Raw genomic sequence first — 22,423 nt, 5'->3', positions numbered from 1 at the left:
TATGGAAAAAGAAGACTTAAAAATATTAGCGCAAAATCTTGCCAATCCCCAGGGAGAAAAGGGAATTGAAATAGGCGAGATGATGAATGCTACGAACATAGGAATGACCCTGGAAAGCATTAAAACGCTTTTAATAGAAGACGATGAAATCATACTTGAAATCGGTCATGGCAACGCAGCCCATGTTAAAAGTATTTTGAACAAGGCTCAAAATGTAAAATATACAGGAATTGATATTTCTGAAACCATGCATCATGAAGCGAAAAGGCTGAATGAAGAATATAAGAATCAGGCAGACTTTATTTTGTATGAAGGAGAGAAATTACCTTTTGAAGACAGAGTTTTTGATAAAATATTTACGGTAAACACAGTGTATTTCTGGGCGCAACCGATTGAATATTTAAATGAAATCTACAGAGTCTTGAAAGACAACGGAACCTTTGTTTTGACATTCGGGCAAAGAGATTTCATGGAGAAACTGCCTTTTACCCAATTCGACTTTACGTTGTATAATACAGACGAAATGGAGGAGACCGTTTCTAAAAGTGATTTCAAAAGAATGAAAATCTCAGAAAAGGAAGAAGAGGTAAAAAGTAAAACAGGAAACGAAACCATAACAAGAAATTATACAGTTTTAACCATAAAAAAATAAAATAATGAGCACATTAGTAAACGATCTTAAGGAAAAATGGGAAGCTTTGAAAGCTGAAAATCCACATTTAAGAATCAGAAATGCAGCTACGGAACTTGGAGTAAGCGAAGCTGAACTATTGGCAACCAATGTAGGAGAAGGAGTAACGGTTTTGAAGCCGGAATTTAAAGAAATTCTGACTGAAGCGGAACAATTAGGAAAAGTGATGGCTCTTACCCGTAATGAAGAGTGTGTACACGAAAGAAAAGGAACTTATCTGAACGGAGATTTCAGCAGTCCGCATGCACAGCTTTTCGTAGGAGAAGATATTGATTTGAGAATCTTCCAAAACCACTGGAAATTTGCTTTTGCAGTGGTAGAAGGAGACAGAAAAAGCTTACAGTTCTTCGGAAAAGACGGATTGGCTCTACACAAAATTTATTTGACAAAAGACAGCAACGAAGCTGCTTTTGATGCAATTGTTGAAAAATTCAAGGCAGAAGAGCAGACTTCAACTTTCGAATTTGAAGCGGTAGCTCCAAAAGCTGAAGAAAAAGCAGATGCGGATATTGATGTAGAAGGTTTCCAAAAAGCCTGGACAGAATTGAAAGATACGCATGATTTCTTCATGATGACAAGAAAATTCGGAGTAAGCAGAACTCAGGCATTAAGATTGGCTCCGGAAGGATTCACTAAAAAAATCGACAACGCAAAAGTGGTAAGCGTACTTGAAGATGCTGCTGAAAAGCAATTGCCGATCATGATATTTGTTGGAAACAGAGGAATCATCCAGATCCATACGGGAACTGTGACAAAAACACTTTGGCACCAACAGTGGTTCAATGTAATGGATCCTGACTTCAATTTACACCTTGACGTTACGAAAATTGCTGAGGCATGGATCGTAAAGAAACCAACGGAAGATGGTGAAGTAACGGCTATTGAAGTATTTAACAGCGAAGGAGATTTCATCGTTCAGTTCTTTGGAAAAAGAAAACCTGGAATCCCTGAATTACAAGAGTGGAAAGACCTTGTAGCAGGTTTAGAAAAATAAATAGTTAGATAATTTTTATGAAGCCGTTTTGTTTTTTACAGGGCGGCTTTTTTCTTAAGTAAAAAGGCTAACTTGTAAACGGTAAAACTGCAAAAATTGTAGATTTGTTCAGCATACAGCCTGTCATTCTGACGAAGGAAGAATCTCAGCTTAAGTTATAGAGACCCTTCATTTCACTTCGTCCCGTTCAGCATAACAATCTGTAATTCAATTGCTAAGTGAAACGTCTTTGCGAAACGTAAAATATTAAGTTAGAATAAAATAAACCTTTGCAAACTTTGCGTTAAATTAAAACTATAAAAAATAAAAAATGAAACATATTTTCATCGCGATATTGCTTGTTGTTTGTGGCGTATTGAGCGCCCAGAATTTCAAACCCTATCAGTTTTATGATAAAAAAGGAAAAGAAATCAAGCCGGAAAAATTATTCAGAGAACTGGCTGATTATGATGTGGTTTTCTTTGGTGAAAATCATAACAGTTCCATCAATCATTGGCTTCAGCTGAAAATTACCGAAGCTTTATATGCCCAGAAGAACGGACAACTTATTTTGGGAGCAGAAATGTTTGAAAGAGACAATCAGTCTCAGCTAAACCAATATTTGAATGGAAAATTTGATGCTAAAACCTTAAAAGATTCGGCGCGGTTGTGGAGTAATTTCACAACAGATTATAAACCCTTGGTAGATTTTGCAAAAGATAAAAAACTGAGCTTTATTGCGACCAATATTCCTAGAAAATATGCCTCTCAAACAGCAAAAGAAGGCTTAGAATCTCTGAGTAATTTATCAGCAAAAGAAAAAACATACATTGCTCAGCTGCCTATTAAAGTAACTTTGGATACGCCCGGTTATCCTGAAATGAAAACCATGATGGGAGATCACGCAGACGGAACAAAAGTGATGAACTTTATTTCCGCTCAGGCGACAAAAGACGCTACCATGGCGGAATCTATTCTGAAAAATATTCAGGCCGGAAAAACATTTATCCATTACAATGGAAATTACCACAGCAAAGAATTTGGCGGAATTTACTGGTACATCAAACAGAAAAATCCAAACCTGAAAATGGCAGTGATCTCCGTATTTGAATCCGAAAATCCTGAATTAAAAGTACCTGAAAAAGATTATATTCCGACAGATTTCAATCTGATTATTCCGAGCGATATGACGAAAACGTATTAAGAAAGAGCCAGGTAAAAAGTAAAAAGAATCAGTTTGGATAGTCGGAAATAGTTAGATTACGATATAATATCAATAGGAACGGGCTTTAGCCCGTTTTTTTATGCACAACGTTTGTCATTTTGAACGAAGCAAAGCGGAGTGAAGAATCTCTAAAAACAAAGCTGAAATTTTTCCTTCGTTCAGAATGATGGACAGCATTTTTAATAGACATTGGCTATATTTGTATAACATCTTTCAAAAAATGAAAAAACTACCTTTTCTTCTCATACTTTTCATCGGTTTATTCCATGCTCAGAAACTGACTTCTACTGAGATCTCAATTATCAATCATGGTGATATCAATACTGCATTACCAATATATCAAACAACGGATGAACATCAGCATAAAACATTGCTGAGCCTTTCCACAGAAATTGATCCGTTAGATAAAAACACAGCGGTTTTAGTTAAAAGAATGAAAGAATCTTTGCTTTCAACCGATGGTGGAGTAGGCATTGCGGCACCACAGGTGGGAATCAATAGAAAAATTATCTGGGTTCAACGTTTTGATAAACAGGGTGAACCTCTGGAATATTTCATCAATCCTGTAATTGTCTGGAGATCAGAATTACAGAATCTCGGCCCCGAAGGAGATCTATCGATTCCCGATTTCAGAGATCAGTTTTACAGAAGCAAAGTCATTCAATTGGAATATGTTGATTTGAAAGGTCAGAAATATTTAGAAATTGTAGAAGGTTTCACTGCCGTAATTTTCCAGCATGAAATCGACCATCTTTTCGGAATCTTAATTTCAGATAAAAAAGAAAAAGAGAAAAACGATTCTTATCAACAAGTAGATGCTTTTAAGAAAAGTGATTCTGTGACTAGGTAATAAATATCTATTTGAAATCTTCTAGCCATGATAAACGTGTCCCTCCTTCGTAAAGTCCTTTATATAATTGCCATTCATCCCACGCAAAACGTCCATTATTAAGCTCTAATTGCGGAATCCATAGATCGGATTCTTTATCAAATTTAGTAATCCATTTTCCATCTTTTTTGTTTTGAATATAATATTGTCCATAAAAAGCTAATACACAAGGAAACCATTGATCGAATAGCTGACTCTTCTCGTGATTCCATACAATTGCTTCATCTAAAGTTTCAAGCCCTTTTTCATCAAATGTTAGATTTTCTATCTCAATATTTAAAATTTTAGGAAGCTTATCAATAAGTTGAGTAACATATTTTGGGAAGTCTTTACCATATTGATTAGAAATTTTCTGATAAAAATTTTCTAAAAAAAAAGGTTTGTCTTTAAATTTTGTATAATTTTTTTTTGCATTTCGAACATCAATTAGGTTATCAAAAATGTTGATTTCTAAAATTTTCATTACACTTCCGGAGCCATTTTTTTGATTTATTTCATCAATTAAAAAATACAATCCGTTTCTTTTGGATTTATACAAATTGCCGTAAAATTCTTTTATGTAAACTTTTTGCTCTATAAGTTCAAGTTTATGATTTTTTATAATATCAGCAATATATTTAGGATAAACTAAATGTTCATTAGGTTCAAAATCTGTTAAAGCATCTCCGCTGGCTAATTTTTTCATTAAAATTTCTTCGTCATCGGAACTATAATATTGTTCTGAAATGTTGATTTCTTCTGAGGCAAGAGTTTTAAGGTCTGGATAAATTCCTGCATACTTTTTTGTTCCGTAATCATTAAGAAATAATATTTGATTATTTCTTAACTTATAAACTCCGAGAGAAGAATCTCCATATATTTCTTTAAATTTTGATAGTTTTTCAGGTTTTTCACTTTCACGAATTTTTAATCCTTGTTCAAAGTTTAGTTCCGTTTTGTACGAGATGTTTTTCTTCAGATTCCAGATTCGATTTTTAACAAACCGTACCTCTTTTAATTTATCAAAATCATTTTCATTATTAATTAAAACTCCTTGTCTATCAAAAAACTCAATTATAATGCGATGGTCATTTAAAACAAAAGTTTTGGAAGTGAATTTTTTGTATTTCGAAAGATCTTTTTTTCCATTAAAAGTTGAAACTAGGTTTGATATTGTCGTACTATCGATTAATTTAATATTGATATTTTCTTTATTGTTATTAATAATTTTCATGTTTTGCGAAAGTAAATTGCTTGTTATCAAAATAATAAAGAATACAATAAGTTTTTTCATAAAGTTGTGTAGTTGTTTGAATTAGCAAAAGTTAATTATATTTCCTGATCTGTACACAGGAAACACTTTTAATTTTAATCTTTTTCCCAACTTTTTTCAATAAACCCGTTTCAGAATTTCTCCTGAACACAACCACAGTTCCGCTTTGTACATTGGTGGCAATCAGAAACTTCCCACTGGGATCAAGTCCAAAAACTCTCGGATGCTTTCCTTTTATAGATTGATATCCGACTGTTTTTAAAATTCCGTCATTTTGGATCGAAAATATAGCAATATTGTTTTCTATACCTCGATTGGATGCATATAAAAACTTTCCATCAGGAGAAATATGAACATCGGAACTTTCAAAATCCTCTTTGTATTTCTCAGAGTGCGTATTGATTCTTTGAATAGCATTCAGCTTTCCTTTATCATAAGAATACACACTTACTGCTCCGCCCATTTCTTCAATGCAATAGGCAAACTTTCCGTACGGATGAAAAGTTAAATGTCTCGGTCCGCTTCCTAAGGTTGTTTTTGTGAAAGGAACTTCAGCGGTTTTTAATGGCTCATTATGGTCACTATTGAACTCATAAGCTCTAATTTTATCAGCTCCCAAATCCGGAAGAAATAGGTAATCAAAATTCGGAGAAAAAACAGTGGAGTGAATGTGTGCACGTTCCTGTCGGCCAGAATCTATACTTCCTTCCGAGAATTGAAAATTCTGAACATAAGGTTCAATTTTTCCGTTTTCTGAAATTGGATATACAGAAACGCTGCCTTCGGTATAATTTCCATTGACCAACCATTTTCCGTTTTTATGAGCCGTTATATAAACCGGATTTTCGCCACCGCTTTTTTGCTTATTGATGAAAGTTAAGGTCCTATTTTCCCGGTTAAATGCAAAACTGCTTATACTCCCTCCGTTTTTTGTCTTACTTTCCGTGCAGGCAAAAACATATTTTCCATCCGGTGATACAGTAAGAAATGAGGGGTTTAAAATTCCCGTATAGGAAGTTATTTTCGATAATTTTCCTTTTATGGTATCTAGTTCATATACATAAAGTCCTTCTGTATCTTTATCGCGATTGAACGAACCGAAAAATGCGTAAGTATTTTGTGAATGAAAATGTAACCAACAACAAATTGTAATAGTTAAAGCAAATAGTTTTTTCAAAATAATAGAAAAATAATTATTAAAATAAAGAATGAGATTATTTTTCCTTAATTACTTTAAACCTCTGGAATTAATTTCATTTTCCAGTTCTTTGCTGTCTGTTTTATTTTTTATTAAAAAGAATACAAAGATTAATGGGAAAAGTGTGAAAAAAGTAAAACCGTTTTTTATGGCTCCATATATTGAAATTCCTATTAAAAATCCGATAAGTACAGCATTAATAATGAGCTGTGTCTTTAAGTTTTTTCTTTTGTCTAATAATTCCTGATCGCTGAATTTTGTAAATTTTTCTTCTTTCATTATTCGATGTTTAATGGTTGTTTTGATGATTTTATAAAATTAATTATTTTCCTCAGAAGAACACCTAAAAAACAAAAAATCCGTTTCAAAAGAAACAGATTTTATATATAATCAAAGAAAATTATTCTTAATTATTCGTTACCGATAATTTTACTTCAATATTATTTCTTGTGGCATTAGAATAAGGACAGATTTCGTGTGCTTTTTCCGTTAAAGATTGTGCTTCCTCAATCGAAACTCCCGGAATATTCACATCCAGTTCTACCGCCAATCCGAAACCTCCGTTTTCTATTTGACCAATACTTACTAACGCGGTAACGGTGGTTTCTCCGGTTTTAGTTTTTGATAAACTGATCACTCGGTTCAAAGCACTGTCAAAACATGCTGAATATCCGGCTGCGAAAAGCATTTCAGGGTTGGTGAAATCATCGTTTGCACCTCCTAAAGCTTTCGGCATTTTTACTTCCAAATCAAGAATTCCGTTTTCGCTTTTTACCTGACCGTTTCTTCCTCCTTTTGCGGTTACTTTTGTTGTATATAAAGTTTGCATTTATTTTTCTATTTTGCTTAATATTTTTTGGACACTTTCTTTCAGGGTTATCCAATCTTCTTTTGTTACCCCTACTTTGTTGTGAATTTTTTCAGGAATTTCACAAGCCTTTTGCTGAAGAGCCTTTCCTGATTCGGTGATGAATACTTCAACCACCCTTTCATCTTCTTTTTTTCTTTTTCGCTGAATAAATCCTTTGGCTTCCAATCTCTTCAAAAGGGGAGTCAGTGTACCGCTGTCCAAATATAGTTTTTCCCCGATGCTGCTCACGGCAAGACCATCATTTTCCCACAAGATCATCATAACAAGATATTGAGGATAGGTAATGTCGAGTTCATCAAGAAAGGGACGGTAAAGTCCTGTGATCTCCTTTGCAATCACATACAGCGGAAAGCAAATTTGATTTTCTAATTTTAAAGATTTTGAATTTTCCATACGATTGAAAAATGAAAATTGATGATTTTTATTTTCTGATAATGAATTCCTCCATCGGAACACGGACTTTCTTCATTGAAGCCAGCCAGTCTTTCTCTTCGTCTCTGTAGCCAAGATAAAGTAAACTTACACTTTTTAACCCTAATTCTTTTAGTCCCAGAATTTCATCCACTACCACATTGCTGAAACCTTCTGCAGGAGTACTGTCGATTTTAAGTTCTGCAGCCTGTGCCAGAGCAAATCCTAATGCAATATAAGTCTGTCTTGCAGTGTGTGCGAAGTGTTCTTCAGGAGTTTGTGCACCGTAAATTTCTTTAATTTTATCGGTATAGCTTCCAAAACGTCCTCTTGGTAATTCTCTCACATCGGTATGATAGTCATACACTTTGTCGATTTTTTCGTCAGAATAGCTGTCCCAAGCGGCAAACACCAAAACATGGGAAGAATCTCTCATGACTTCAGGATTCAAAGCTCCCTGAACCATTTTTTCTTTTAATTCCTGATTTTCGACTACGATAACACGGAAAGGCTGTAAACCTGATGAAGTAGGAGCTAATCTTGTAGCTTCTAAAATAGTATTTAAATCTTTTTCTGAAACTTTTTTAGTCGGATCATATGCTTTCACGGCATGTCTCCATTCTAAATCTTGTAGTAATGACATGTTGTTTTTATTTTAAAATTATTGTTTACTTATATTAACTATGCAAATATATAGCCAATTAAATTGCGTACAATTTAATTTAGTAAAATTTAACGTTTTAAAAAATCTATAATAGTTATTAATGGAATTTTAAATTGTTGATTTTTAATTCAGTAATAAAAAAAAGCTGTATCAAATCGATACAGCTTTTAGGTCTATTTTTTAATTAAATCGTTTTTGAGAATGATATTTTTAATCTCAGTTTCAAAATAATAATAGAGATCGCCGTCTTCATTCATTTGATTTTCCAGAACAATAATACTGATGTCACTTTTGGGAATATATATATTAAGGGAAGCAAAACCATCTCCCAATCCTGTATGACCGAAATACTGAATATCGTGGTCTTTTACAATTCTGATATTGTAACCGTATCCCATTTTATCTTTTCCAAAAACATCATGCTGCGACATTGCTGATGGAGTCGTCATTAATTGATACATTTCAGGGCTTAGAATTTTTCCTTTATGGAGATTATTGTTCCAGATGGATAGATCTTTTGCGGTTGTTATTACTCCGTCTGCGGGTAGATTTTCATTGTTGATAAAAGATTCCTGAACCGGGCTGAAAATAGTTTTTTTTACCAGATGTCCGGAAACAAGATTTCTTCGGTTTTCCTTGGAATAACAGAACGTATCTTTCATTCCTAACTGTTTGAACAGTGCATTTGCCAGTTCCGTATACGTTTTATGAGAAACGTTTTCAATGATTTTTCCTAAAAGAATATTAGAAAGGTTTCCGTATTTGAAATCAGATCCCGGCTTAAATAACAAAGGTTTTTCAAGATCAATGATTCCATGCGTATGATTCAGTAATTGATGAACCGTCACAGAATCTGCCCAGGTTTGGGTAAGATTAGGTAAATATTTTTTGATGGATGATTGTAAATCTACTTTTCCCTGTTCAACTTGTTTTAATAACAAAACACTTGTAATTTGTTTTGTATTTGACATGATTTCAAACTGATCATTAAGTTTCAGAGGAACTTTAGTATTAACATTTTGAAAACCGTAAGCTTTTGAATACTGTATTTTCCCGTTTTTAGTGATCAGAATAACCCCGTTGAATGTTCTTGGAGTTTTAGTTGATATTAAACTGTCAATCTTACGGGCATACTTTGTTTGGGCAGATGTGAAGGAAAAGAAGAGAATTAATAGAAAAGATAAGAATTTGAAATTTTGCGACATGTGAAGGTGAGTTTTTTTGATGAAGTAAAAAAGATAAGGACTATTTTATTTTTGTAAATTTTACAAGGGTTTCCTGCTTAAGATGATTTCTAAAACCCATTGATATGGTATCTAGTTTCTCTCTCAGATTGATATCATCATAATCAATGCTTACATTAGAATCATGAATTCCTCCTGTGTCTGAATAATAATTAATGAATTGGTAATGATCATTCTCAGTCAGCATTTTTTCTCCGGTTTTTAAATTTTTCAACTTTACAATAAAAGCAAAAAAATTCTTATTAATTTTTAAGTCTTTTTTAGAATTAAACTTGAAGGTTGTAAAAGCATCTTCGAGATAATATTCTGAATTATTAATGGTCACAATTCTTTGAGAAGGTCTGTATATATGAATTAATAATTTATCATTTTTAGCTTCTTCAATCGTATTGGGCAGAGAAGTGAGATCAGAACCTACACATGAACATAAAAAAAGAGCTGTTGATAAGAGTAGAAATCTTAAAATCTTCATTCGAACGTTTTTTTCAAAGATACTTAATAAAAAAATCTGTCTCCCAAAGAAACAGATTTAATATAGTTTATGTAGATTAATTTTATGCTTTAGTCACCAATTCAGCTTCAAAGACATCCGTAAAATGCTTTCTGATCTTAGCTTTGATATCTTCCATTTCTTCAGGAGTCAGATCTCTTTCAAGTTCTCTTTTCAAAGAAGTCACCTGTTTATCTTTGATACCACAAGGAATGATGTATTCAAAATAACGCATATCGGTATTGACATTCAAGGCAAAACCATGTAAAGTTACCCATCGTGAAGCTTTCACACCCATTGCACAGATTTTTCTCGCATAAGGTTTTCCTACATCCAGCCAAACTCCTGTTTCTCCCGGAGAGCGTTCGCCTTTTAAACCATATTCAGCGATGGTTCTGATGATGACTTCTTCAAGATTTCGCATGTATTTGTGAATATCGGTGAAGAAATTTTCAAGATCCAAAATAGGGTAGCCTACAATTTGTCCGTACCCATGATAAGTAATATCTCCGCCACGGTTTACCTTGACGAAAGTAGCGTCGATTTCCTTTAACTTATCAATTCCGGCCAGCATATTTTCTTCATGTCCGCTTTTCCCCAAAGTATAGACATGAGGATGCTCAACTAAAAGAAAATGATTGGGAGTTGTACTATGTTCTTCTGCAGGTAAGTCGCGGTTTTTTATTTTGGTATCGATAATATCTTTCATCAGTTTTTCCTGATAATCCCAAGAGGGTTGATATTCTTTTATGCCTAAATCTTCGAATTCTACTACTTTATTCTGATGTGTGTTCATACCGGTTTTTGAATACACAAATTTAGTGATTTTTATCCTTGTATGGAATGGACAAAATCTATGGTATCTATTCTTGAATCTCTATTTTGTGATGACTCAATCAAACCGTTTTCAGAATTTGCCGTCTTACTCTTGACAACGTTTCTCTAGACATTCCAAGATAGGAAGCGATCATATGTAAAGGAACTCTGCTGAGCAGATCAGGATGATTTTTGACAAAATGTAAATATTTATCTTCGGGAGTACTGCTGATGTTTACTAAGAGCCTGTTATTGATTTCCATTGATTTTCTCGTTAAAAGCTCTTCAATAAAAATACTAAGAGTAGGAATTTCATCGCGGAGCTGGTTGAAATCATTGAGATTAAAGGCAAAAATTTCGGAAGGTTCCAGTGCTTCAATAGTCAGTTTTGAAGAAGTGTTATTATAAAAACTTTCAGGATCTGTGGTCCATGACATTTCATTAACAAACTGGAGAATATGTTCATTTCCGTCCTCAGAAGTGGAATAATTTCGGAGAAGTCCTTTTGAAACAAAGATCTTTGAGGTACAGATATCGCCCTGTCTGCAAATAACTTCTTTGCGCTGAAGACGGATCAGGGTGCTTTTCTCTAAAATCAAACTGAACTTTTCTTCCGTTAAACCGGGAAGAGCGTTTTGGAAATATCTTTTAAAAATTTCTGACATCTTTTTTACTGAAATAATGATTAAAATTAATTATTTTTAATGAGATAATCATGAAATTGTGTCAAATGACCTCGTTTTGAAAAGTTGGGTGAAAGTACATTTGTATCAGAAATTTTAACACAATAAATAATATGAGTATGAAAGTTTTTGTAACAGGAGCTTCAGGATTTGTAGGCTCAGCTGTCGTAAAAGAATTAATCGCCAACGGACATCAGGTAACAGGACTGGCTCGTTCGGAAGAATCTGCAAAGTTTGTGTCAGAAGCCGGAGCAGAAGTGTTGAGAGGAGATTTGGAAAGTCTTGATATTTTGCAAAAAGGAGCAAGAGAAGCCGATGGGGTTATTCACACTGCTTTTATTCATGATTTTTCAGATTACCAAACTAATGCACTTAAAGACCAGAAAGCGATTGAAGCGATGGGAGAGGTGCTGAAAGGAACAGATAAACCTATTGTGGTGACAGGAGGAACATTAGGATTACCCTTGATTAATGGAAAAATCACTGAAGAAAGTAAAGCTCCTGCGGAATCGATCCGGTTTTCTGAAAAAGCTTTTGTGAGCTTGACGGAAGCGGGCGTTAATGCCTCTATTGTACGTCTTTCTCCAAGTGTCTATGGGAATTCTGAACTAGGCTTCAAAGGTGGTTTCGGCTTGATGTTGGCAGAATTGGCAAAAGCTAACGGAGCTGCAGCATATATAGGAGACGGAAGTAATGTCTGGCCGGCTGTTCATCGTTTAGATGCTGCAAAATTATTTCGTTTAGCCCTTGAAAAAGGTGAAAAAGGAGCGAGATATAATGCGGTGAACAACGACAAACAATTGTCGATGAAAGAATTTGCAGAATACATTGGGGAGAAGCTTAATATTCCTGTAGAATCTTTTTCCAAAGAAGAAGCACAACAGTATTTTACCTGGATGACGTATTTTGTGCAGGAAAACTGTCCGGCAATAAGTACACAGACTCAGGAAACGCTGGGATGGAACCCTTCTGAGAAAAGTTTTATTGAAGAACTGGATCAGTATTTCTTTTAACTAAAAAAGCAGTCTTACTTGTTCAAAAGTAAGACTGCTTTTTTAATTCTTTATACTTTTAATAAAGCTCTCCGCTTCGGATTTCCAATCTTGGTTTTCTAACAGAATTCTGACGAAAGCCGTTCCGATAATTCCGCCATCTGCTTTTTCAGTTACATTTTCAAAATCTTCTTTTGATTTAATACCAAAACCGATCATGACAGGATTTTGTAAGGGGAGAGAAGCTAATCGGGAAAGATATTCTTCATTTTTTAAAACGGTATTTTCATTTCCGGTTGTAGAAGAAGAGCTTACAGCATATAGAAAACCTGAACTTAAAGAATCTAAATATAAAATTCTCTCATCTGAAGTTTCCGGAGTAACTAAAAATGTGAAATTCAGCTGGTATTTTTCTAAAATTTCCTGATAATTTTTTTCAAATTCAATAGGTGGTAAATCAGGCAAAATAAGTCCTGAAACTCCACTTTCAGTACATTCATGACAGAATCTTTCAAAACCAAAGCTTAATACCGGATTGATGTATCCCATTAAAATAATTGGAATTTTAATTTCGTTTTTAATGGATTTTAACTGTGAAAACAGTTTCTCAATCGTCATTCCATTGTTTAAAGCGAGTTCATGGGCTTGCTGAATAACAGGACCGTCTGCAACCGGATCAGAATAAGGCATTCCGATTTCGATCATATCTGCTCCGGAATCCTGAATGGTTTTTATAATATCGGCAGTATCTTCCAACTGTGGAATTCCTGCGGTGAAGTAGATGTTTAGTTTTTTCATATTTTTAGAAGTTAGAAGTTAGCGGTGAGAAGAAGAAAATGTTGGTTTAAGGTTATTTACCTTTTCATTTCCTTTAAATACGTTTCCATATCCTTATCGCCTCGACCACTCAAACAAATCACAACAACATCATTTTCTTTAAACTGTTTTTTATCTAAAACGGCCAATGCATGAGCACTTTCCAATGCAGGAATAATCCCTTCCAGTTTTGTCAGTTCAAATGCAGACTGTAACGCTTCATCATCATTGATACTGAAAAATTCTGCCCGTTTTTCCTTGAATAAATGAGCGTGAAAAGGCCCGATTCCCGGATAATCCAGTCCTGCTGAAATTGAATGAGGTTCAATAACCTGTCCGTCTTCTGTCTGCATAACCAGACTTTTACTTCCGTGCAAAACCCCTAAAGTTCCTAAAAAGGTTGTAGCTGCAGATTTTCCTGAATCCACCCCAAAACCACCTGCTTCCGCAGCAATGATTTTTACATTTTCTTCCTCTACAAAATGATAGAAAGTTCCTGCCGCATTACTTCCACCACCAACACAGGCAATGACATAATCCGGATTTTGTCTTCCGATGTGTTCGAAAAGCTGCTCTTTAATTTCTTTTGAAATAATACTCTGAAACCGAGCTACTAAATCAGGAAATGGATGAGGTCCGACTACGCTTCCGATGACATAGTGTGTTGTTGCAGGATGATTGATCCAGTCTCTTAATGCTTCATTTACGGCATCTTTTAGCGTTTTTGAACCTGAAGTTGCAGCAATCACTTCTGCACCCAACATTTTCATTCTTGCTACATTCGGAGCCTGTCTCTGAATGTCGATTTCTCCCATATATACAATGCATTCTAACCCTAATAAAGCACAAGCCGTAGCAGTCGCAACGCCATGTTGTCCGGCTCCGGTTTCTGCGATAATCCTGTTCTTTCCTAGGCGTTTTGCCAGTAGAACCTGTCCCAGTGCATTGTTGATTTTATGAGCTCCTGTATGATTCAGGTCTTCTCTTTTCAGGTAGATCTGAGTGTTGTATTTCTGACTTAAATTTTTTGAAAAATACAAAGGAGTGGCACGTCCCACATAATTTTTTAATAAATCCTGATATTCCTTTTGAAACTCTTCCGATTCAATGATTTCAAGATAGTTTTTCTGTAATTCCTCTACATTCGGATACAGCATTTCGGGGATAAATGCGCCACCGAATTCTCCGTAATATCCGTATTTGTCAGGGTTTTTATAATTTTTCATAAAATCTTCTTATTTTGTTTAGGTCTTTCACTCCGGGCTCCAGTTCAAATTTTGAATTAATATCAATGGAAAAAGGCTGTTGGTTCAGGATCTTAAGATTATCAATATTCTGTTCTGAAATTCCTCCGCTCAGAAAATAGGGAAGGGGGATTTCAATTTCATTTAAAATGCACCAGTCAAACTGTTTTCCGGTGCCGCCAAATGCTTTTGAATCTGTATCAAATAGCAAGTAAGCAATGTCATTCTGAATGGAACGAAGTGAAGTGAAGAACCTGTTTTTAGAATACTCATCCACTGAAATGATAGATTCCGGATCAATTCTTACAGCTTTTATAATTTTAACTTTATCATTCAGTCTTTTCCTTACTGTTGAAATGAAAATTTCGTTTTCATCACCATGAAGTTGTACTATATTCAAATTGGCTCTTTCTGTTATTTCAACAATTTTTTCAAGAGTTTCATTAACAAACACTCCAACTTTTCCCTGATGATTAATCTTTGAAATTTCTTCTAAACTCAAATGATTCAGAACATATCTAGGAGATTTTTCATAGTAGATAAAGCCCAGAAAATCTGTATTCAGAGAAATCAATTCCTGAATTTGATCTAATCGGGTGAGTCCACAAACTTTTAGTCGGAGTTGATTGTTCATTTTAAATTGTTGTATTGGAAATAAATTCTTCAAATGCTTTGGCAGGATTAGTATTTTTCATAAAATGTTCTCCCATTAGAAATCCGTCGAAACCTTTATTTTTTAAATAGTTAAAATCATTAATCGAATAAATTCCGCTTTCTGCTACGGATAGGGTATTTTCCGGAAGCAGGTTTTTCAATTGAACAGAATGTTGCAGATCGACTTTAAAATCTTTTAAATTTCGGTTGTTGATTCCCACCATATCGATATTAGAATTGTAATGTTTTAATTCTTCCTCAGTATGGATTTCCAATAATACTTCCAATCCTAATTCATGAGCCAACTCTGTAAATTCAAGTGTCTGTTGTGTTGAAAGACAGGCTGCAATCAATAAAACAACATCTGCTCCCATACTTTTTGCTTGATAAAACTGATACTCATCAATCATAAAATCTTTCCGCAGAATAGGAATATTGATTTGATTTCTAACCTGTAAAATATCTTCAAAACTCCCTCCGAAAAAATCTTTATCTGTTAAAATCGAGATTCCGCTTGCTCCGAAATGTTCATAAGCAGAAACAACTTCTAACGGGGAAACTTTATCATTAATAATTCCTTTGGAAGGTGACTGTCTTTTAAATTCGGCAATAATTCCTGATTTTGATCGTAGAGTTTCTTTTAAAGAAAATGTTTCTCTTCCGAAAAATTCTGAATCTTTCAGCTGTTGTAAAGAAATTTTTGATTTTGAATCCGAAATTTCCTGTTTTTTTGTGTATATGATTGTATCTAAAATGTTCATCTCCAGATTTTACTCGGTTATTGGTAAGTTAAACTCAATAGTTTCATCACTGTAATAGATCTTTATTTTGTTTTCAGGAAATTCATTCTTTTTGAAATGAAGTGTTGAAAGTGCTTTGTAAGGAAGTTTGATCATCGATAAAGTATTGGCATTGATTACAAAACTATTTCCCTCTGCAGGAATAAAAATATATTTTGAATCTGGTGATTCGAATTGAAATTCATCCAAATTAAAATTCAATCTGTTCCATTTATTTTCAAAATAGTTATCAGAAAGATTCTTGCCGTTTATGTACAGTTCTGCAATATGCAACTCTCGACCGTTATTAGGCTCGTCATATCCGATAATTTTCAATTCGATTTTTCTGTTTTTAGATTGATAAAGTGTTTTCATTTTAGAGAATAATTAATTGATTCAAACTATTGAGCGCTTTACCATTAAACAAACTTTCTTTAGCCAAATTCAAACAATTTTCATAGTTTCCAAACTTATTGGTATGATGCAATGCAACGGCGGCATTTGCCAAAACAACAGCATTTTGAGATTCTGTACCTTTTCCTTTCAGAATATTCCTGAAAATTTTTGCGGTTTCCTGTGTGTTTTTGCCGGCTTCTATACTTTCAGGAGTGACGGTTGTAAAACCGAGTTCTTCCGGTGAATAAATTTTTTCTCCGCCTTTTGTAATAATCTTACTGTCTTGGGTTAAGCTTATTTCATCATAACCATCCATTCCGTGGACCAAAATGAAGTCTTTTTCATCTTTTTGCAGTAAATACTGGTATATTCTTGCAATTTCCAGGTTGTAAGTTCCAATCATGGAATATTTTGGTTTTGAAGGATTTACTAAAGGACCCAGTAAGTTGAAAAATGTTCTCAGTCCTAAAGATTTTCTCAAGCTGACTACAGATTTTAAAGCGGGATGAAAGTAAGGAGCGTGCAAAAAGCAGATATTGGCGTTCTGTAATTCAACATTTAATTCATCAGAATTAGTTTTAAACTGATATCCCAATTCTTCCAAAAGATTGGAAGCACCGGTTACTGTGGAAGCTCCATAATTTCCATGCTTTATTACTTTTTGTCCGGCTCCTGCAATGACAAAACTTGCCAGCGTAGAAATGTTGATCGTATTTTTTCCGTCACCACCGGTTCCTACAATATCAATAGCATCACTTGCATCCAGATGTACCGGAACTGCCATTTGTAAAAGAGCTTCTCTGAAGCCTTCCAGTTCCTGTAAGGTGATGTTTCGCATCAGGAAAATGCTTACAAAAGCGGTGACTTCCGTTTCGTTGAATTTATTTTGAGCAATTTCAATCATAATTGCCTTTGCCTCAGATTTGGACAACGTATTGTGATTGAAAAGATATTGCAGAATTTCTTTCATGTTATTTAATTTAAAAGAAAGTTTTTGATAATGGTTTCTCCATCCGGAGTTAAAATACTTTCGGGATGATACTGAACGCCGTGAACATCATAGGTTTTGTGTTTCAAACTCATGATCATTCCTTTGCTGTCTGTGCTGGTAATTTCCAGTTCTTCAGGGAAATCTTCGGGATTGACTGCCCAACTGTGGTATCTTCCAACTTCCAGAGTCTGTGGCAAATCATTAAAAAGGTTATGTTCACTGGTTTGGATGGTTTCCGTAGCAACACCGTGATAAATTTCGCTGAGGTTGATTAAACTTCCGCCAAAAGCTTCTGCAATTGCTTGCTGACCAAGACAAACACCTAAAATACTTTTGGTAGGAGCGTATTCTTTAATGACATCCAGAAGAATTCCGGCTTCTTCAGGAATTCCGGGACCGGGTGAAAGGATGATTTTATCATATTGCTTTATTTCTTCTAAAGTAATCTCATCATTTCTTGCAACATCTACTCTTGTACTCAGAATTCTTTCGATCATTTGAACCAAATTGTAAGTAAAGCTGTCGTAATTATCGAAGACTAATATTTTCATTGTGGATAGTTTATAAGTTTGTGAATCTTTGGATTGTTATATTTTTTCTGCCTTTTCGATGGCTTTTTTCAGAGCATTAAGCTTGTTGTTCACTTCCTGTAACTCACTTTCTGCATTTGATTTTGCTACAATTCCGGCTCCGGCTTGATAATACAGTGTGTTGTTTTTACTTAAAAAAGTACGGATCATAATAGCCTGATTGCAGCTTCCGTTCAAACCGATCATCCCGATACAACCTCCGTAATAACCACGGGAATCTTTTTCATAGGTATTGATCAGTTGAAGAGCTTTGTGTTTGGGAGCACCGCTTAAAGTTCCCTGCGGAAATGTAGTTGCGACCATTTCAAAAGGATTGGTATCTTCATGCAGATCGGCAGTGACTTCGCTTACCATGTGAATAACGTGTGAAAAAAGCTGTATTTCCTTAAGCTTTGTAACGGTTATGTTTTTTCCTAATTTTCCTAAATCATTTCGGGCCAAATCTACCAACATCGTATGTTCTGCATTTTCTTTCGGATCGTTTTTCAGAGATTCAATAGACTGTAAATCGGTTTCAAAATGCCCTGTTCGTTTGAAAGTTCCTGCAATAGGATGAATAATGGCTTTGTGATCCTTAATAATCAACTGGCTTTCCGGGCTTGATCCGAATAATTTATAATCTCCGTAATCAAAAAAGAATAGGTAAGGAGACGGATTAATGTTTCGTAACGCACGGTATACATTGAATTCATCGCCTTTGAATTTTTGCTCAAATCTTCGGCTTAACACCAACTGGAAAACATCACCTCGCATACAGTGTTTCTGAGCGGTTTTCACCAGTTCGATATATTCCTCGTCAGTAATATTAGAAGTTTCGTCAGATGTTTTTTCGAAAGGATAAATAACTGAATTTTGGTTTTTAATCAAGCTTTCTAATAGATATAATTCAGATTTGACACCCTTGATCTGGTTTTCAATAATGTGCATTTCATCATTGTAATGATTGATAGCGATCACATATTGATAAAGTCGGTAACGCAAAATTGGAATTTCCACCTCTGGACTTTGAGCTTTAAACTTAAGATTTTCGAAGAATTGTACGGCTTCAAAACTGGTATATCCGAAAAGACTCTGAGCAGTTTCTTCTATAGCATCTTTGGTTTTGTTGCAGACAAAAGATTTTGAAAAATTATTTAGAAGCTCAGGAACATTATAATCTGCCAAAAGATGTTTCTTAGGATTTTCACCAGAGAATTTTACTTCGAATTCCTGAAGGTTTTTCATTTCTATTCCAGCAATGGCATTGATCGCAATGAACGAGAAATTATTATCTATATTTTTAGCATCCGAACTTTCCAAAAGAATAGTATCGCGAAACTGATCTCTTATTTTCAGGTAGATGTTCATGGGAGTTTGTAGGTCTCCCAGCATTTTTTTTGAAGTGGTTTTTATGTTGATGTTTTGTGTGAACATTGGTAGTGTTTTAAATTTTATGAATAAAAAAAGACTTTAACGAAATCGTCAAAGTCTCTGTATATTTTTCTATAATATTCTAGCTGCGGATTAACAACAAGAGTATAGCTTCAGACCCGACGAAGAGTTTGAATGCCACCACCAAAATTTGTTGTTTGAAGTAATCATGATGCAAATGTAGATATTTTTTTGAAATGAGAAATAAAAATTAACAAAATTTTATTTCAGTTTATTTTATGATGAGGTTGAAATAAAAAAACTTCCTTCACGGAAGTTTTTTATGTTTTATTTTAAAATTGAAGCAATTTCAGGATGATTGTATTTAGCAGAGAAGTCTTTTGCCGTTTCTCCTTTTTCATTCTTCAGGCTTTTATTAGCTCCTTTTTTTATTAGCTCTTTTGCAAAATCAGATTTTCCGTATCTCGCAGCAACCATTAATGGGGTTTGATTGTCGCATGCTTTATTAAGATCAGCTTCATTACTTACTAAATAATTGAAAATATTCTTTTTATCATGTTTTATGCTTAGTGATAACAAACTGAATGAATTTTCTTTTAAGGCAAGACATTTATTGTAATCATCTTTTGGAAAAGCTGCTTTAAAAGTATCTACATTGTCAGACTGAAATACAAGCATTTGTTGTTTAGAAATTTCCTGTGCAGAAAATAAGTTGGCAAAAAGGAACCCCAAAAATACGAAGGTTGTAGAGATTATTTTTTTCATAAAGCTTATTTTAAATAATATACAAAGCTAATTTATTTTTTTGATAGATCTTAAGAATTTTGATAAGTTTTTTGAATTTTATGACCAATTAAAACAGATAAAATATTGATTTTACTAAAAATTTCAGAAAAATTTATTTTATAGAGTTCTGTTCTTTTTTCAATTGCTCCAGTTTGTTTTTATACTCCTGATTGTCATATGTTTTCAGATAGTCTTCCAATGCATTGATATATTCCTGAACGAAATCTTTATTCATAGGATCGGCTTGGTACTTTATTCTTGCCGTATTAATAGGTCTTATTTTTTCATATTCTTTAAACTGTTTTCCTTCATTGGACTGTTGATAGAGTATGACTATGTTTTTTTCATATCCGGGAATGTATTTTACGGGAAATTCCTGCTCTGTCCTCGGAATCCTTATCGCATTTTCAATTGGATAAATTGCTGCCGAAGTTGTAGAAAAAAAAGTATCCACATATTTTCCATCCTGCTTTTTTACAATAGCTTCATAATCATGGATATATTGATCATTAAGGGTAGAATTGGTTTCTACATCAGAAGTAATGATAGCGGTGCCTTCCACACCATACTTATTTAAAAACCACGCATTGATAAATTGTCCACCGATTCCGTTAATAATTGAAAAGGGCAGAATTAAAATAAGCCACCATCCTTTTTTCGTTAAAAAAGCGATAATTCCGAAGAACAGAATAAAGATCAATACTGCATAAAAGCCGTGATGACTTAAGAAAAATAAGATTTTTGAAAGGATAATCATAATTTTCATGTTTACACAAAAATACAATTTCTGATTACAACGATTAAAAAGCATTTTATGCCCTCTACAAGCAATATTTTTTATATTTTTGTCTAAATTTTTATAGAAAAAATAATGAAAAAAGTATTAGCAATCGCATTTATCGGAAGTTTATTCGTAGTTAACTGTTCAAAAAAGCCTAATCATGACCTGCAAGATAGCAACACGATGTTGCCTGAGCCAGATGCTCCAACTGTTGTAGATTCTACGGCTAAAAAAACTGAAACGGCTGCTCCGGTTGCTGCTCCTGCAACAACAGATTCTACTGCTGCTAAGAAATAATGAAAAAATTATTATTGGCCGGATGTTTAGGTCTACTGATGTTCTCTTGTTCTAAAAAAGAAGAAGGGGCAGTTTCAGAAACATCTGCACAACCAGTGGAGGCAACCAATGCTCATCTTTCCGGAGATCAGATTATTGAAACATTAGATTGTTCAGGTTGTCACTCTTTAAATGAAAGAATGATTGGGCCATCCTATAAGGAAATAGCAGATAAATATTCTGAAAAAGATATTAATGCTTTGGCTACAAAAATCATAGAAGGAGGAAGTGGAGTTTGGGGAAGTGTGCCTATGCAGCCTCATTCTCAAGTGTCTAAAGAAGATGCTAAAAAAATGGTTCAATACATTTTAAGTCAGAAAAAATAATAGATGACTGCCGAAAAGTCAAATCTGCATCCAAGAAATCTGCATCGTAATCCTTATGATTTTGATTTGCTGATTTCTTGTGTGCCAGAATTGAAAGACTTTGTTTCTCTGAATGCTTACCAGAATCTAACAATTGATTTCAGTATTCCAAAAGCGGTAAAATTGCTCAATAAAGCATTGTTAATGCAATATTACAATATTCAGAGCTGGGATATTCCTGATGCCAATCTTTGTCCGCCAATTCCGGGACGGGCAGATTATGTACATTATATTGCTGATCTATTAGCCGAAGACAAAAGTGAAGTTCCAACCGGAAATGCTGTTCATGGTTTGGATATTGGTGTCGGAGCCAATCTTGTGTACCCTTTACTTGCTCATCGATCGTATGGCTGGAAAATGTTGGGAACAGATATCAATCAGGATTCTTTGAACAATGCACAGCAGATTTTGGATCATAATCCCGATTTATCTTCCGTTATTCAATTAAAAAAGCAGCCAGATTCCGAATTTATATTCAAAAATATCATTGACCCAAAGGATAAGTTTGCATTTTCGATGTGCAACCCTCCTTTTCATGATTCTGAAGAATCTGCTTTAAAAGGAAATCTCAGAAAAACAAAAAATCTGACTAAAACAAAAACCTCAAAACCTCTGCTCAATTTTGGCGGGATGCAGTCTGAATTATGGTGTGAAGGTGGTGAACTTGCTTTTATATCAAGAATGATTTCAGAAAGTGTTTTGTTTTCTTCGCAGGTTCTTTGGTTTACGTGTCTGGTTTCTAAAAAAGATAATTTATTCAAGCTTACAAACCTTTTGAAAAAAGTAAAAGCTGTTGATTTTAAAATAATCGAAATGGCTCAAGGTCAGAAAATAAGCAGAATGTTGGCTTGGACATTCGTTCCTCAGCAAAACCGTAATGGCTGGTTCTGAAATAAATAAGCTTCGTTTTTATTC

General features: G+C 34.2%; 28 protein-coding genes. 8 read left to right on the top strand and 20 right to left on the bottom strand.

Annotated features, from left to right (window positions below):
• The first annotated feature begins 1 nt into the window (after position 1).
• The 4 genes from RM51_RS05790 to RM51_RS05775 all read left to right on the top strand — a co-directional run bounded on the left by RM51_RS05790 (position 2) and on the right by RM51_RS05775 (position 3,739).
• A complete protein-coding gene (locus tag RM51_RS05790; RefSeq protein ID WP_039366051.1) occupies positions 2 to 652 on the top strand; it encodes a class I SAM-dependent methyltransferase in 651 nt (216 codons plus the stop codon).
• A 4-nt stretch (positions 653 to 656) separates the two neighbouring features.
• On the top strand, positions 657 to 1,685 hold the full coding sequence (locus tag RM51_RS05785) for a hemin-degrading factor (protein ID WP_039366049.1): 1,029 nt from the start codon (positions 657 to 659) through the stop codon (positions 1,683 to 1,685).
• Between the two features lie 310 nt (positions 1,686 to 1,995).
• On the top strand, positions 1,996 to 2,868 hold the full coding sequence (locus tag RM51_RS05780) for a ChaN family lipoprotein (RefSeq protein WP_039366047.1): 873 nt from the start codon (positions 1,996 to 1,998) through the stop codon (positions 2,866 to 2,868).
• Positions 2,869 to 3,109: 241 nt separating this feature from the next.
• Positions 3,110 to 3,739 (top strand): peptide deformylase, encoded by a 630-nt coding sequence (locus RM51_RS05775; protein WP_052248410.1) that lies wholly within the window; start codon positions 3,110 to 3,112, stop codon positions 3,737 to 3,739.
• A 7-nt stretch (positions 3,740 to 3,746) separates the two neighbouring features.
• Here RM51_RS05775 and RM51_RS05770 read toward each other — a convergent pair whose 3' ends face one another.
• From RM51_RS05770 to RM51_RS05725, 10 genes are all read right to left on the bottom strand, one after another.
• Positions 3,747 to 5,051, bottom strand: a complete 1,305-nt coding sequence (locus tag RM51_RS05770; RefSeq protein WP_039366045.1) for a hypothetical protein — start codon at positions 5,049 to 5,051, stop codon at positions 3,747 to 3,749.
• 31 nt (positions 5,052 to 5,082) lie between these two features.
• The gene (locus tag RM51_RS05765; protein WP_185094997.1) at positions 5,083 to 6,207 is read right to left on the bottom strand and encodes a lactonase family protein; all 1,125 of its coding nucleotides are present in this window, start codon (positions 6,205 to 6,207) and stop codon (positions 5,083 to 5,085) included.
• Positions 6,208 to 6,258: 51 nt separating this feature from the next.
• Entirely contained in the window at positions 6,259 to 6,507 is a 249-nt protein-coding gene (locus tag RM51_RS05760) for a hypothetical protein (RefSeq protein WP_039366041.1), read from the bottom strand.
• 127 nt (positions 6,508 to 6,634) lie between these two features.
• Positions 6,635 to 7,057, bottom strand: a complete 423-nt coding sequence (locus RM51_RS05755; RefSeq protein ID WP_039366039.1) for an organic hydroperoxide resistance protein — start codon at positions 7,055 to 7,057, stop codon at positions 6,635 to 6,637.
• Positions 7,058 to 7,492 carry a MarR family winged helix-turn-helix transcriptional regulator gene (locus RM51_RS05750; protein ID WP_039366037.1) on the bottom strand — a complete coding sequence of 145 codons (435 nt, stop codon included), beginning with the start codon at positions 7,490 to 7,492 and terminating at the stop codon, positions 7,058 to 7,060.
• 28 nt (positions 7,493 to 7,520) lie between these two features.
• Positions 7,521 to 8,153 carry an NAD(P)H-dependent oxidoreductase gene (locus RM51_RS05745; protein ID WP_039366035.1) on the bottom strand — a complete coding sequence of 211 codons (633 nt, stop codon included), beginning with the start codon at positions 8,151 to 8,153 and terminating at the stop codon, positions 7,521 to 7,523.
• A gap of 194 nt (positions 8,154 to 8,347) precedes the next feature.
• Positions 8,348 to 9,379: a serine hydrolase domain-containing protein gene (locus tag RM51_RS05740; RefSeq protein ID WP_039366033.1), complete on the bottom strand. Its 1,032-nt coding sequence runs from the start codon at positions 9,377 to 9,379 to the stop codon at positions 8,348 to 8,350.
• A gap of 40 nt (positions 9,380 to 9,419) precedes the next feature.
• The gene (locus tag RM51_RS05735) at positions 9,420 to 9,890 is read right to left on the bottom strand and encodes a hypothetical protein (protein ID WP_039366032.1); all 471 of its coding nucleotides are present in this window, start codon (positions 9,888 to 9,890) and stop codon (positions 9,420 to 9,422) included.
• Positions 9,891 to 9,972: 82 nt separating this feature from the next.
• Complete coding sequence (lipB, locus tag RM51_RS05730) at positions 9,973 to 10,704, bottom strand: lipoyl(octanoyl) transferase LipB (RefSeq protein ID WP_039366030.1); 732 nt, start codon at positions 10,702 to 10,704, stop codon at positions 9,973 to 9,975.
• A 100-nt stretch (positions 10,705 to 10,804) separates the two neighbouring features.
• Positions 10,805 to 11,389 (bottom strand): Crp/Fnr family transcriptional regulator, encoded by a 585-nt coding sequence (locus RM51_RS05725; RefSeq protein WP_039366028.1) that lies wholly within the window; start codon positions 11,387 to 11,389, stop codon positions 10,805 to 10,807.
• 137 nt (positions 11,390 to 11,526) lie between these two features.
• On the opposite strand from RM51_RS05725, the gene RM51_RS05720 reads away from it, so the two are divergent.
• On the top strand, positions 11,527 to 12,420 hold the full coding sequence (locus RM51_RS05720) for an SDR family oxidoreductase (protein WP_039366026.1): 894 nt from the start codon (positions 11,527 to 11,529) through the stop codon (positions 12,418 to 12,420).
• 42 nt (positions 12,421 to 12,462) lie between these two features.
• On the opposite strand, the gene trpA is transcribed toward RM51_RS05720, so the two are convergent.
• From trpA to RM51_RS05670, 10 genes are all read right to left on the bottom strand, one after another.
• Entirely contained in the window at positions 12,463 to 13,197 is a 735-nt protein-coding gene (gene trpA, locus RM51_RS05715; RefSeq protein ID WP_039366024.1) for a tryptophan synthase subunit alpha, read from the bottom strand.
• 56 nt (positions 13,198 to 13,253) lie between these two features.
• Positions 13,254 to 14,441 (bottom strand): tryptophan synthase subunit beta, encoded by a 1,188-nt coding sequence (gene trpB, locus RM51_RS05710; RefSeq protein WP_039366022.1) that lies wholly within the window; start codon positions 14,439 to 14,441, stop codon positions 13,254 to 13,256.
• On the bottom strand, positions 14,428 to 15,093 hold the full coding sequence (locus RM51_RS05705; protein ID WP_039366020.1) for a phosphoribosylanthranilate isomerase: 666 nt from the start codon (positions 15,091 to 15,093) through the stop codon (positions 14,428 to 14,430). Before RM51_RS05705 ends, trpB begins: the two co-directional genes overlap by 14 nt.
• Position 15,094: 1 nt before the next feature.
• Positions 15,095 to 15,874: an indole-3-glycerol phosphate synthase TrpC gene (trpC, locus tag RM51_RS05700; protein WP_039366018.1), complete on the bottom strand. Its 780-nt coding sequence runs from the start codon at positions 15,872 to 15,874 to the stop codon at positions 15,095 to 15,097.
• A 9-nt stretch (positions 15,875 to 15,883) separates the two neighbouring features.
• On the bottom strand, positions 15,884 to 16,267 hold the full coding sequence (locus tag RM51_RS05695) for a hypothetical protein (protein WP_039366016.1): 384 nt from the start codon (positions 16,265 to 16,267) through the stop codon (positions 15,884 to 15,886).
• 1 nt (position 16,268) lies between these two features.
• The gene (gene trpD / locus RM51_RS05690; RefSeq protein WP_039366014.1) at positions 16,269 to 17,258 is read right to left on the bottom strand and encodes an anthranilate phosphoribosyltransferase; all 990 of its coding nucleotides are present in this window, start codon (positions 17,256 to 17,258) and stop codon (positions 16,269 to 16,271) included.
• Positions 17,259 to 17,263: 5 nt separating this feature from the next.
• Entirely contained in the window at positions 17,264 to 17,830 is a 567-nt protein-coding gene (locus RM51_RS05685) for an anthranilate synthase component II (RefSeq protein ID WP_039366011.1), read from the bottom strand.
• Positions 17,831 to 17,866: 36 nt separating this feature from the next.
• The gene (locus tag RM51_RS05680) at positions 17,867 to 19,282 is read right to left on the bottom strand and encodes an anthranilate synthase component I family protein (protein WP_039366009.1); all 1,416 of its coding nucleotides are present in this window, start codon (positions 19,280 to 19,282) and stop codon (positions 17,867 to 17,869) included.
• A 285-nt stretch (positions 19,283 to 19,567) separates the two neighbouring features.
• Positions 19,568 to 20,005: an ankyrin repeat domain-containing protein gene (locus RM51_RS05675; RefSeq protein ID WP_039366007.1), complete on the bottom strand. Its 438-nt coding sequence runs from the start codon at positions 20,003 to 20,005 to the stop codon at positions 19,568 to 19,570.
• Between the two features lie 133 nt (positions 20,006 to 20,138).
• A complete protein-coding gene (locus RM51_RS05670) occupies positions 20,139 to 20,792 on the bottom strand; it encodes a hypothetical protein (RefSeq protein ID WP_228375779.1) in 654 nt (217 codons plus the stop codon).
• Between the two features lie 105 nt (positions 20,793 to 20,897).
• On the opposite strand from RM51_RS05670, the gene RM51_RS05665 reads away from it, so the two are divergent.
• The 3 genes from RM51_RS05665 to rlmF are packed head-to-tail and all read left to right on the top strand — an operon-like array spanning position 20,898 to position 22,399.
• On the top strand, positions 20,898 to 21,104 hold the full coding sequence (locus RM51_RS05665; RefSeq protein WP_039366005.1) for a hypothetical protein: 207 nt from the start codon (positions 20,898 to 20,900) through the stop codon (positions 21,102 to 21,104).
• The gene (locus RM51_RS05660) at positions 21,104 to 21,469 is read left to right on the top strand and encodes a c-type cytochrome (RefSeq protein ID WP_039366002.1); all 366 of its coding nucleotides are present in this window, start codon (positions 21,104 to 21,106) and stop codon (positions 21,467 to 21,469) included. The genes RM51_RS05665 and RM51_RS05660 overlap by 1 nt, the downstream gene beginning before the upstream one ends.
• Positions 21,470 to 21,472: 3 nt before the next feature.
• Positions 21,473 to 22,399, top strand: a complete 927-nt coding sequence (rlmF, locus tag RM51_RS05655; RefSeq protein WP_039366001.1) for a 23S rRNA (adenine(1618)-N(6))-methyltransferase RlmF — start codon at positions 21,473 to 21,475, stop codon at positions 22,397 to 22,399.
• Positions 22,400 to 22,423: the final 24 nt, after the last annotated feature.

Source organism: Chryseobacterium taiwanense, assembly GCF_000813825.1.
In the GTDB taxonomy this organism is placed as follows: Bacteria; Bacteroidota; Bacteroidia; order Flavobacteriales; family Weeksellaceae; genus Chryseobacterium; species Chryseobacterium taiwanense.
Note: the sequence above shows the minus strand (reverse complement) of the source record. Positions and strands in the feature narration are given on the sequence as shown.

Excerpts from the sequence above, each read along its gene's own strand:
- trpD (WP_039366014.1), bottom strand. The coding sequence starts at position 17,258 with ATGAAAGAAATTCTGCAATATCTTTTCAATCACAATACGTTGTCCAAA.
- RM51_RS05705 (WP_039366020.1), bottom strand. The coding sequence starts at position 15,093 with ATGAACAATCAACTCCGACTAAAAGTTTGTGGACTCACCCGATTAGAT.
- RM51_RS05755 (WP_039366039.1), bottom strand. The coding sequence starts at position 7,057 with ATGCAAACTTTATATACAACAAAAGTAACCGCAAAAGGAGGAAGAAAC.
- RM51_RS05770 (WP_039366045.1), bottom strand. The coding sequence starts at position 5,051 with ATGAAAAAACTTATTGTATTCTTTATTATTTTGATAACAAGCAATTTA.
- RM51_RS05680 (WP_039366009.1), bottom strand. The coding sequence starts at position 19,282 with ATGTTCACACAAAACATCAACATAAAAACCACTTCAAAAAAAATGCTG.
- RM51_RS05785 (WP_039366049.1), top strand. The coding sequence starts at position 657 with ATGAGCACATTAGTAAACGATCTTAAGGAAAAATGGGAAGCTTTGAAA.
- RM51_RS05685 (WP_039366011.1), bottom strand. The coding sequence starts at position 17,830 with ATGAAAATATTAGTCTTCGATAATTACGACAGCTTTACTTACAATTTG.
- RM51_RS05740 (WP_039366033.1), bottom strand. The coding sequence starts at position 9,379 with ATGTCGCAAAATTTCAAATTCTTATCTTTTCTATTAATTCTCTTCTTT.
- RM51_RS05675 (WP_039366007.1), bottom strand. The coding sequence starts at position 20,005 with ATGAAAAAAATAATCTCTACAACCTTCGTATTTTTGGGGTTCCTTTTT.
- RM51_RS05720 (WP_039366026.1), top strand. The coding sequence starts at position 11,527 with ATGAAAGTTTTTGTAACAGGAGCTTCAGGATTTGTAGGCTCAGCTGTC.
- RM51_RS05695 (WP_039366016.1), bottom strand. The coding sequence starts at position 16,267 with ATGAAAACACTTTATCAATCTAAAAACAGAAAAATCGAATTGAAAATT.
- RM51_RS05665 (WP_039366005.1), top strand. The coding sequence starts at position 20,898 with ATGAAAAAAGTATTAGCAATCGCATTTATCGGAAGTTTATTCGTAGTT.
- RM51_RS05660 (WP_039366002.1), top strand. The coding sequence starts at position 21,104 with ATGAAAAAATTATTATTGGCCGGATGTTTAGGTCTACTGATGTTCTCT.
- RM51_RS05725 (WP_039366028.1), bottom strand. The coding sequence starts at position 11,389 with ATGTCAGAAATTTTTAAAAGATATTTCCAAAACGCTCTTCCCGGTTTA.
- lipB (WP_039366030.1), bottom strand. The coding sequence starts at position 10,704 with ATGAACACACATCAGAATAAAGTAGTAGAATTCGAAGATTTAGGCATA.
- rlmF (WP_039366001.1), top strand. The coding sequence starts at position 21,473 with ATGACTGCCGAAAAGTCAAATCTGCATCCAAGAAATCTGCATCGTAAT.
- RM51_RS05750 (WP_039366037.1), bottom strand. The coding sequence starts at position 7,492 with ATGGAAAATTCAAAATCTTTAAAATTAGAAAATCAAATTTGCTTTCCG.
- RM51_RS05760 (WP_039366041.1), bottom strand. The coding sequence starts at position 6,507 with ATGAAAGAAGAAAAATTTACAAAATTCAGCGATCAGGAATTATTAGAC.
- RM51_RS05670 (WP_228375779.1), bottom strand. The coding sequence starts at position 20,792 with ATGAAAATTATGATTATCCTTTCAAAAATCTTATTTTTCTTAAGTCAT.
- RM51_RS05780 (WP_039366047.1), top strand. The coding sequence starts at position 1,996 with ATGAAACATATTTTCATCGCGATATTGCTTGTTGTTTGTGGCGTATTG.
- RM51_RS05775 (WP_052248410.1), top strand. The coding sequence starts at position 3,110 with ATGAAAAAACTACCTTTTCTTCTCATACTTTTCATCGGTTTATTCCAT.
- RM51_RS05745 (WP_039366035.1), bottom strand. The coding sequence starts at position 8,153 with ATGTCATTACTACAAGATTTAGAATGGAGACATGCCGTGAAAGCATAT.
- RM51_RS05790 (WP_039366051.1), top strand. The coding sequence starts at position 2 with ATGGAAAAAGAAGACTTAAAAATATTAGCGCAAAATCTTGCCAATCCC.
- trpB (WP_039366022.1), bottom strand. The coding sequence starts at position 14,441 with ATGAAAAATTATAAAAACCCTGACAAATACGGATATTACGGAGAATTC.
- RM51_RS05735 (WP_039366032.1), bottom strand. The coding sequence starts at position 9,890 with ATGAAGATTTTAAGATTTCTACTCTTATCAACAGCTCTTTTTTTATGT.
- trpA (WP_039366024.1), bottom strand. The coding sequence starts at position 13,197 with ATGAAAAAACTAAACATCTACTTCACCGCAGGAATTCCACAGTTGGAA.
- trpC (WP_039366018.1), bottom strand. The coding sequence starts at position 15,874 with ATGAACATTTTAGATACAATCATATACACAAAAAAACAGGAAATTTCG.